A 10,278-nucleotide genomic window follows, 5' to 3' on the forward strand; every position below is an offset into this window, starting at 1 on the left:
GACGCTGCGCTGGGAAAGGTGCATGCGCGGACATTGCTTCGCGTTCGCTGGCGAAGAACAACTCAAGACGCAGGCAGTTCATGCTGACGTTTTTTGCCTGTGCATCTCACCAGCGGTCGACGCGGTGACGGCTCGCCGGGGCTGAAAAGCATTTGGGTCAGCACTCGCATTTCCCCGGTGAGTCATTTCTTTTTTCGGTCGCAGTGCAAACCGGTTCAATTCCCGTTATCGTTTTCCCGCGCGATTGGCAGGGAGCTGAAATGAGTGCCGGGACGCTGGAGTTGACTTCTGCATACTGACGTACGAGCGGGGAATTTTCATGGCAGACAAACCAAAACAACAAAGCAAACCACCGGGTGTTTCACCGGTCCGAAAGATCGTGTCCGGCGTCCTGCTGGTCGCGCTGGTCGCCGTTGCCGCCATTGAACTGCGAGCGAGTCTCGGTCAGCGGCAGACGGCCGAAGCTCTGGAAAAACTCAGCAACGACTCCACCGGCGAACGATTGCCGCTGGAAGAAGCCAAAAAGCTGATTTCGATGTCACCGAAGGAAGAACTGGTCAGCGAAAACGACAACTACACGGAGTACTGCTATTCGTGGTTCAGTCTGTTTCGTCCAGGAAAGCTGCAGGTCTATGTCATCGCCGACAAGACGGACCCGCCGAAATTCATTTCTTCCGCGACGGAACCGGATAAGCAAATGATGTCAGCTCCCGCCGGCGGGGCGGATTCCTCCGGTCCGCCGATGGGACCGATGGGAAGCGGCGGACCCGGCGGCGGCATGACCGGACCGGGACCGGGTGGCTTTGGCGGTCCGGGGCGTGGCGGTGCGGGCGGGCGACCCCCGGTCGACGACACTGCGACCGACGAAAACGCGACGCCTGAACCCAACGCCGATGAACCCGACGCGGCACAAGCGGACGATGCTGAATAAAACGTCGACCGACACCCTTCCAAAAGATGCCGTTCGCGCAGGTATCGGCGTCGAGATTCACCACCGAAATCCTTCGCCTGCTGCGAGAACGCTGTCCGCACTGTTCCGTTTTCCATTGCAGGAACACAACGATGAGACCCCGACATCTGGCCGTACTTTTCTGCATTCTTGGCGGGTCTGTCGCCGGCGCGATCGCGAACGCCGCGGACATTGTCACGTTCCACGGTTACGACAAGGCCGTCGAACTGAAGAACGATGCCGGTGTGACTGTGATTCTGTGCCCGCAGGTCGGGGGGCGAGTACTGGAGTACTCACTGAACGGCAAGAACGTCCTGTACGTTTCGGACGACGAAAAGAACTGGAAACCCGGCAACAGGCCTCCGTCGTCCGCCGGTCGATTTGACATCGGTCCGGAACTGATCATCCCGCCGCGAGAAGTCCTGTGGAGCGGTGAATGGACCGCTGAAATCACCGGCCCGCGATCGGCTCGCATGACCAGCCAGGACGACCCCAACACGGGAGTTCGGCTGATTCGCAGCTTCACGCTGGCCGCCGATTCTTCAAAGCTGACGTGTACTCAGACGATCATGAACGTGTCAGACGAACCGAAGGAATGGTGTCACTGGAGCCGCACGTTTGCCGTCGGAAAAGGACTGTGCTTCATTCCGCTGACTGCGAACAGCCGCTTTCCCAATGGTTACGTGCTGTACGAAGAAGGCGGGCTGATCAACATGCGTCCGGAAGATCCGGCCATCGTTCGGCGGAGCGACTACCTGCAGATCGGGCCGACTCCGCGGAAACCCAAGCTGGGGTTCGACAGCTATGCCGGAACAATCGCATACATCGCGCCGAATGATCTGCTGTTCGTCAAACGGTTCCGCACGTTTCCCGATCGCGTCTACAACGAAGCTGCCGGTTTGACGATTTCGGTTTGGTATCCTGACAACGCGATGGTCGAACTGGAACCGATCGGTCCCCGCGAACGCCTGCAGCCCGGCCAGTCGGCGGACTTCACGGAAGATTGGTATTTGTCGCCGATGAAATTCCCGGCCGACGGCGCCACTATCAGCGTCGAACAACTGACTGCCGCAACAAACGCAATGAACTAATGCCTGCGGCAGATGAGAAGATACCCTCCCGTTTCAACGGGAGGGTCGAAGCTTGATCGCCGTGCAGGCGATCAAACGAGGGGAGGGCGTCCGCGCCACGGGAGTTGCCCGTGCATGGCCCTCCCCGCGATCGAACGCCTGAACGGCATTCGATCGGCGACCCTCCCGTTGAAACGGGAGGGTGAAGCTATTGTCGCTCTGCATTGGTCAATTCTCATCTGTCGATCGTCTTACGGTCGCGAGGCTGAATGACTCGTTTTTCCCCGCTCGCGGCATGGTATCGGAGTGGGGAAGGCGATGTTCGGAAGGCGGTTCCCGGGCAGATCCGCGCGGGAGGTTCCGCGGGCAGCGGTTTACAGATCCACGTCGTCGGCGAAGCTGGCTTCTTCCATGATGATCCGGTATCGCTCCGACGCGTCCTTGCCCAGAAGCTGATTGAAGGTGCTGTCGGCGTCCAACTGACTTTCGATGTCGACTCGCAGCAGGACTCGCGCTTTCGGGTTCAGCGTGGTGTCTCGCAGTTGAGCGGCGTTCATTTCGCCCAGACCCTTGAATCGCAGCACGGTGGCCTGCCGGTTGGCGGGCAGCGACGCCAGGATTTCTTCCTTCTCGGCATCGGTCTGAGCGTAGTGGGTGGTCTTGCCGACTTCGATGCGAAACAGCGGCGGCTGAGCGATAAACAGTTTGCCCTGGCGAATCAGTTCCGGCATATGTCGAAAAAAGAACGTCAGCAGCAGCGTCGAAATGTGGTAACCGTCGCTGTCGGCATCCATCAGCAGAATCACGCGAGCGTATCTCAGCCGGTGGATGTCAAAGTTCGGTCCGACGCCGGTTCCCAGTGTTTCGACAATGTCGCTGATTTCCTGATTCTTCAGAATCTTGGACAGAGCCAGGGACTCCGTGTTCAGAATCTTGCCTCGCAGCGGCAGCACGGCCTGAGTCGACGCGTTGCGACCCATCACAGCGGTGCCTCCGGCGGAGTCACCTTCGACGATGAACAGTTCCGAATCGTCGGCGTTCTTTGCCTGGCAGTCGACCAGTTTGCCGGGAAGATTGGTGCGGCGTGAGGCGGCGGATTTGCGTTTCACTTCGCTGATGGCGTCACGGCTTGCCAGGCGGGCTCGCGCGGCCAGCACGATGCGGCCGAGGATCGCATCGGCCAGCGTCGGATTGCTGTTCAGCCAGTTTTCCAGCGCCGGCCGTATCAGTCCGTCGACGTGTGAGGCCATTTCGGGATTATTCAGCCGTTCCTTGGTCTGCCCCTGAAACATCGGGTCGCCGTGAAACACGGACAGGATGGCGACGATGCCTTCGCGAATATCTTCGGCCGAAATCGTGACTCCGCGGGGCTTGTAGTTGTGGACTTCAATGTAGTTGCGGACGGCTTTGACAAGTCCCGCCTTCAGTCCGTTTTCGTGAGTTCCGCCGCCGTGTGTGCGGATGCCGTTGACGTAGCTGCGAATATGTTCGTCGGTGGATTCCGTCCATTTCAGCACCAGTTCCACGCGAGCCGTTTTGTCGTCTCGATCCGTGGAAAACAACTGTTCGTGAACGGACTTCTTGCCGCTTTCGTGAATGATCTTTTCGATGTAGGCGACGATTCCGTCGGGATGCGCAAGTTCGTGAGTTTCGTTGCGGAATTCGTCCCGGAAGACGATCGTCAGGCCGCCGTGAATGTACGAGATATCTTCCAGATGCTGACGAATGGTGTCGGAATTGAAGTGAATGCGGCGGAAGATATCGTCATCGGGCCGAAAGAAGATCTGCGTTCCGCGGCCTCGAAACGGCCGCATTTTCTTGACGGGAGCCACCGGTTTGCCGTACCGGTATTCCTGCACCCATTCTCCGCCGTCGCGATGAACTGTGGCCACCATGTGCGACGACAGAGCGTTGACAACCGACGAGCCGACTCCGTGCAGACCTCCGCTGCGAGCGTAGTTCTTGTTGCTGAATTTTCCGCCGGCATGCAGCGTTGTCAGGATGACTTCCAGAGTCGACTTCTTCATCTTTTTGTGCTTGTCGACGGGAATGCCGCGTCCGTTGTCGTGGACCGTGCAACTGCAGCCGTCCTTGTGCAGAGTCACCGTGATTTTGTCACATTCGCCGGCCAGGAATTCGTCGACGGAATTGTCGACGACTTCCCACAGCAGATGATGCAGTCCGCGGGCATCGACGCCGCCGATGTACATGGACGGGCGTTTGCGAACCGGTTCCAGTCCTTCCAGAACTTCGATGTCGTCGCCGGTATAGGCGGATTTTGTGGCGGTTGTGCTCATGGACATCCTTATGCAGACAGCGGACATTCGCCTCCCGGCAAATGAAGCGGCGGCGGTTTTCGGACCGCGACCGCCGCAGGAGTATCGCGGAAAACGGAAGCGTCGCAACTGAAGAGATTCGCCGACAATTCAAAGAACAGCGCATTAAGGCGAGCGACAGATGAGCTGTTACCTGCCCGCGAGCCGCACGGCGCCAGCCGCGGTTGTGTTCGCAGAGAACCGCGGCCGGCGGCTGGCGGGTAGATTCTCATCCGCCGCACATCTAAACAGGGGAACCGCCGCATGCCGGTTCGCCAGGTGTTGTGGAACGGAGCGGCGGCGACTAAAACGTCCGTCTGGCAGATCCTGCCAATCGGGAACCAGGGCCGCTGACGATTTTCGCGGACGCTTGTTGCGACGCAGCCGTTATCGGTGAGTATTCTATGGCCTATCTGAAACAGGCATTCGGAGACCAGCCGGATCCGATCACGCACCCGCTGACGGGTGATGCCCTGACGATCGGCCGCCACGAATCATGCGACGTGGTGATCCAATCGCCGTCCGTCAGCCGCCATCACGCGAGAATCACGGCGGAAGGCAGCCGCTACTTTGTCGAAGACCTTGGCAGCCGCAACGGCACGATTCTGAATGGCCGGGCGATCTCGCGAAAAACGCCGCTAAGCAATGGTGACCGGCTGGAAGTTTCGACACTGCCGTTTGTGTTCTTCGCGCAGGATTCCCTGGACGGAGATTCCGGCAACTGGGGATACCGTCCGACCGTCATCAGCGTGTCCGACTCAGCGGTCCCGTCGCAGAATTCCGCCGCCCGGCACACCGTCGAACGCGGCGATGAGATTTCCTACGAACAGCTCGGGCGGGACCAGCTTCGTGACAGCCAGATTCTGTCGCGCGTCTCGATGATCGGCATCGACGAATCCGGTTCCGGTCCGGTCGCTCAGGACGCCGGACACAAACTGGCTCAGGCACTGAAGCTGACGCATGGCCTGAGGCGGGCGATTCGAACTGACGAAATCCTGGGCACGGTGCTGGAATCGCTGTTCGAATTCTTTTCGGCGGCGGAATGTGTCGCCGTGATTACCCGCAACCGAACGCGAACGGGACTGGTTGTTGCGGCCGCGGCGGCTCGCGAGAAAAACCGCGACGCGCAGATCTGCCTGCCGGTGCTGCATCACAGCATGGAATGCTTCGAAGCGATCCTGTTTGTGGATTACTGGCAGAAGCCATCGGAGTCCGGACACAAAGCGGACGTATCGGTCGCCAGGTACATCCTGTCCGCGCCGCTCGTGGGAAGATCGTCGGAAGCATTCGGAGCCATCCAGGTCGACACCGGGCAGACGGACCGGTCGTTCAGCCAGTCAGAACTGGAACAACTGGCGATTCTGATTCACATCATTTCGGCAGCTCTGGAAAACGCCGCGGAGGTGGATCTCGAAGTCGCGCGGGCGCTGGTCGATCGCGGACTGGAAGACGCGTCCCGGCTGCGAGCCAGCCTGGGTCCTCTGTCGCCGCCGGGAGTACCGGGCTTCCGCTGGGGACATCAGATCATCGCCGCTCCCGACATCGCAGCCGACCTGATCGACTACGCCACGTTATCGGACGGAAGAATAGCCTGCCTGCTGATCGATGTGCCCGGGCGCGGATCAGAAGCCGCGGGACTGCTGGTCTGCCTGACGCGGCTGCTGATCGGTGCCATCGTCGAAACCGAATCCGCGGCCGCCGCGTTAAGAACGGCCGAAAGGGAACTGCAGAAGCGAATCGGCCACGTTCCGATGATCACGTCGGTGGGTGTTCTGATTCTTGATCCGAAATCCGCCACGGTGTCGGTGACAGTCGCCGGCCACTGCATTCCCGTCAGAATCCGCGACGGAATCACGCAGACCGTGACGGACGATGCTGTCGTCGGCCCGCCGATCGGAACAGGTCGCCCGGCCAGCGGCGAAGGCTGTATTCTGCTGGAAAAAGGAGATTCGCTGGTGCTGTTCAGCGACGGTGTTTCCAAGCTGATCGACCCGACCGGCCGGATGATGAGCGGCCAGACGCTGGTTGAACTCGTTGATCTGGCGGGCCGCGATACAGGATGTACGCTGGACATCGGACTGCGAGTCGGTCTGGAAAAATTCCGTAACGGCTGCCCGGTTCCCGACGACGTGGCGTTTGTCTGTGTGCAGCGGCTGCGTTCCAAAACAAAGGATTCCGATGAAGGTTCGCAGAGCAGGTCGTCGACCGTGACAAAGCCCTGGAAAGGGTCCGAGACGTGGGACATGCAATGAGCGATGCTGCTCCCACTGTGGACGACGTTTTGGGCCGACAGGGCAGCATCGCACGTCGTCTGTCCGGCTACGAAGCACGCCCGCAGCAACTGGAAATGGCCGAACGCATCGCCGCCGCGATCCGTGACGGACGGCATCTGGTCGCGGAAGCCGGGACGGGGGTCGGCAAGAGTTTCGCTTATCTTGTCCCCGCCATTCTGGCCGCTGAAGAACGCCGCAGGACGGACGCTGAAAAAGACGCGCAAGAAAACGAGAAGGATCAGAAGAAGAACGATCGGAAGACTCCAAAAATCATCGTGTCGACTCACACGATCAGTCTGCAGGAACAACTGATCGGGCGCGACATCCCGTTTCTGCAGTCGGTGCTTCCGGTCGAATTTTCCGCCGTGCTGGTCAAGGGCCGCAGCAACTACATCAGCCTGCGTCGCACTGCAAAGGCCGTCGCCCGCTCCGGACAGAAGGCTCTGTTCGAAATGGACGGGCAGCGGCAGTTGGCTCAGATTTCATCCTGGTCAAAAACAACCACCGACGGCAGCCGTTCCGATCTGAGTTTTCGACCGCAGCCGGCCGTGTGGGACGAAGTGCTCAGCGATCAGGGCGACTGCCTTCGCCGAAAGTGCCCTCACCACGACGAATGCTTCTACTACAAGGCTCGCCGCCGCGTCCGCAACGCTCACGTGCTGGTCGTCAATCACGCGCTGTTCTTTTCGGATCTGGCGCTGCGGCGCGAAGGAGCCAGCGTGCTTCCGGACTACGACACCGTCATTTTCGACGAAGCCCACACCATCGAATCCGTGGCCGCCGACCATCTGGGCCTGTCGATTTCCGAAGGGCAGATCGAATACCTGATGAACAAGCTGTACAACGATCGGGCGAATCGCGGTCTGCTGGTGCTGCACAAAATGGTCGAAGCCCAAAAGCTGACCCAGGGAGTTCGCCACGCGAGTCGCGACCTGTTCTTCGCCATTGACGACTGGGCGACGCGATTCGGAAAGCGAAACGGCCGGCTGGACAAACCCGTCGACGTCGTCAACAACGTCACTCCGAAACTGACCGAACTCGGAAAACAGATCGAAAACTACGCGGATCGCATCAGCAACGAAAGTGACAAAGTCGAACTGACGTCCGCCGCGGGTCGCTGCTATTTGCTGGCCGACAGTCTTGCCGCGTGGTGCGTGCAGAAGGAACGCGGTGCCGTGTTCTGGCTGGAACGCGGCGGAGTTCGGCAACAGCGACTGACTCTGATGAGTGCCCCCATCGAAGTCGGGCCGATTCTGAAGGAACACCTCTTCAACGCCGTTCCCAGCGTCATTCTGACCAGCGCGACGCTGGCCGTCGGAACAAAGGACTTCAGCTTCTTCCGATCGCGCGTCGGACTGACGGATGGCGGCGACTGCCGGCTGGGAAGCCCGTTTGATTATCGGCGGCAGGTGCGTCTGATCCTGTCGACGAACATGCCCGATCCCGGCGCGGACGCTCGCGGCTTCGAAGCCGAAGTCGTCAAAAGAATTCAGCGACACGTGCTGGAAACCAACGGCCGCGCGTTTGTTCTGTTTACCAGCTATTCGATGATGGAATTCGCCGTGCAGCGACTGCTCGGCTGGCTGGCGGAACACGACCTGACGCTGTACAGCCAGGGCCGCGGAATGCCGCGTTCCGCGATGCTGGAACGATTTCGCAATGATCCGCGAGCGGTCCTGTTCGGTACCGACAGCTTCTGGCAGGGTGTCGACGTTCCGGGAGATTCGCTGCAGAACGTCATCATTCCCAAGCTGCCGTTCAGCGTGCCCGATCATCCGCTTCTGGAAGCTCGCGTCGATGCGATTAAGGCTCGCCGAGGCAACCCGTTTCGCGAATATCAGGTTCCCGAAGCCGTCATCAAACTGAAGCAGGGCTTCGGCCGTCTGATCCGCCGAGCGACGGATTCCGGACGAGTCGTGATTCTTGACCCGCGAGTCCTGACGAAACAATACGGCCGGCTGTTTCTGGAAAGCCTTCCGGATTGCCGAACGGAAATCGACAACGGTCAGACAATTGAACCCGTCGACCGCGATTGACCGGCCATCGTACGAAGAGTTGGCCACAGATTTCTCAGATTCCCACCGATTGCACACCGTTGTTCCGGCGGCCGCGTTCCGTCATTCCCGCGCAAGCCCGCGCGCCCCGTCATTCCCGCGCAGGCGGGAACCCAGCATCCGCGCAAGCCCGCGCGCCCCGTCATTCCCGCTCACGACGGGCTCGCAAGGCAGCGCATCTGAAAGCAGGAGCCCTGGAACGCGTTGTTGCTTTTGATATCATCGCGACGGGCCTGCATCGCCATCCGGTTTCGGTTCATGAGCGCATTCAGAATGCATGCATGTTCGCTGCGGTCCGCTGCTGTGACGTTCACCGCAGGGCGCTGCTGGTGACTCGCCGCCGTTTGGTGTCATTCTTCAGCCTGCTGTGTTTCACAACGTCAAAGGAAAGTTCCGATGCGTTCCGTCGTCACCTGCACCAGCATTCTGTTTAGCCTTTCCGTTTCAGCCTTCGCGAGCGACGTCAGCGACAACTGGCCGCAATGGCGCGGGCCGAACTTCAATGGCTCGTCCGACACGGGCAATCCGCCCGTCGAATGGAGCGAAACGAAGAACGTTCGCTGGAAGATTGAAGTTCCGGGCAAGGGCAGCGCCACGCCGATCATCTGGGAAAATCGCATCTATGTTTTGACTGCGATTCCGACAGATCGAAAGGCCGAAGGAGCCGCGGCAGCCGCAGCGGAACCGCCGGCCGATCAGCAGCAGGGCCGTGGGGGCCGAGGCGGGCGCGGAGGTTTCGGCGCCGCGCCGCCTCCGACGAATTTCCACCAGTATGCTGTCATCTGCTACGACCGGACGACGGGTGGCGAAGTCTGGCGGACGGTTGCCGTCGAAGCGGTGCCGCATGAAGGCGGCCACGGGACGAACACGTTCGCGTCCGGGTCTCCGGTCACCGACGGAAAGCACCTGTTCGTGTCATTCGGTTCGCGCGGGGTGTTCTGTTTCGACATGAACGGCAAGGAAGTCTGGCACCGCGATCTCGGACAGATGCAGACTCGCAACAGCTTCGGCGAAGGCAGTTCTCCGGCGCTGCACGGCGACACACTGGTCATTCCGTGGGATCATGAAGGCCAGTCTTCACTGATTGCGCTCGACGCGACCAACGGCGAAATTCGCTGGCAGGTGGAACGAGATGAACGAACAACGTGGGCGACTCCGTTCATCGTGGAACACAACGGCAGAACTCAGGTCGTGACAAACGGGCATCGTGTCCGCAGCTACGATCTGGAAACCGGCGACCTGGTCTGGGAATGCGGCGGTCAGGTGGAGAACCCGATTCCGTCGCCCGTGCTGCAGGACAACATGATCGTGTGCATGACCGGGTATCGCGGCAACGCGATCTACGCGATTCCGCTGGACGCCACTGATGACGTGACCGACACGGACGTTGTCGCCTGGAAACGCGACGACGCGGCGCCGTACGTTGCGTCACCGGTGTTGTACAAGGGGCAGCTCTACTTCACAAAATCCCGTGAAGGAATCATGTCGTCGGTCGATGCCGCCACTGGCGAAGTTCTGATTGGTCAGCAGCGGCTGCCGGAAATCAGTTCCGTCTACGCGTCGCCGGTCGCGGCGGCTGATCGGGTCTATTTTCCCGGACGAGAAGGCGCGACGGCA

General features: G+C 60.1%; 6 protein-coding genes. 5 read left to right on the plus strand and 1 reads right to left on the minus strand.

Annotated elements, in window-relative coordinates; translation table 11 throughout:
* The first annotated feature begins 319 nt into the window (after positions 1 to 319).
* Positions 320 to 931, plus strand: a complete 612-nt coding sequence (locus tag R3C19_26995) for a hypothetical protein (protein ID MEZ6064009.1) — start codon at positions 320 to 322, stop codon at positions 929 to 931.
* A gap of 131 nt (positions 932 to 1,062) precedes the next feature.
* On the plus strand, positions 1,063 to 2,040 hold the full coding sequence (locus tag R3C19_27000) for a hypothetical protein (protein MEZ6064010.1): 978 nt from the start codon (positions 1,063 to 1,065) through the stop codon (positions 2,038 to 2,040).
* A 353-nt stretch (positions 2,041 to 2,393) separates the two neighbouring features.
* Here the strand turns inward: R3C19_27000 and R3C19_27005 are convergent, their stop codons facing one another.
* Positions 2,394 to 4,316 carry a DNA topoisomerase IV subunit B gene (locus tag R3C19_27005; GenBank protein MEZ6064011.1) on the minus strand — a complete coding sequence of 641 codons (1,923 nt, stop codon included), beginning with the start codon at positions 4,314 to 4,316 and terminating at the stop codon, positions 2,394 to 2,396.
* 422 nt (positions 4,317 to 4,738) lie between these two features.
* Here R3C19_27005 and R3C19_27010 point away from each other — a divergent pair, with 422 nt between their 5' ends.
* From R3C19_27010 to R3C19_27020, 3 genes are all read left to right on the plus strand, one after another.
* The gene (locus R3C19_27010; protein ID MEZ6064012.1) at positions 4,739 to 6,586 is read left to right on the plus strand and encodes an FHA domain-containing protein; all 1,848 of its coding nucleotides are present in this window, start codon (positions 4,739 to 4,741) and stop codon (positions 6,584 to 6,586) included.
* Positions 6,571 to 8,643, plus strand: coding sequence for a helicase C-terminal domain-containing protein (locus R3C19_27015; GenBank protein MEZ6064013.1), 2,073 nt, complete (start codon positions 6,571 to 6,573; stop codon positions 8,641 to 8,643). The genes R3C19_27010 and R3C19_27015 overlap by 16 nt, the downstream gene beginning before the upstream one ends.
* Before the next feature lie 414 nt (positions 8,644 to 9,057).
* A partial coding sequence (locus R3C19_27020) for a PQQ-binding-like beta-propeller repeat protein (GenBank protein MEZ6064014.1) occupies positions 9,058 to 10,278 on the plus strand: 1,221 nt, incomplete at its 3' end.

The organism is Planctomycetaceae bacterium (assembly GCA_041398785.1).
GTDB lineage: Bacteria > Planctomycetota > Planctomycetia > Planctomycetales > Planctomycetaceae > JAWKUA01.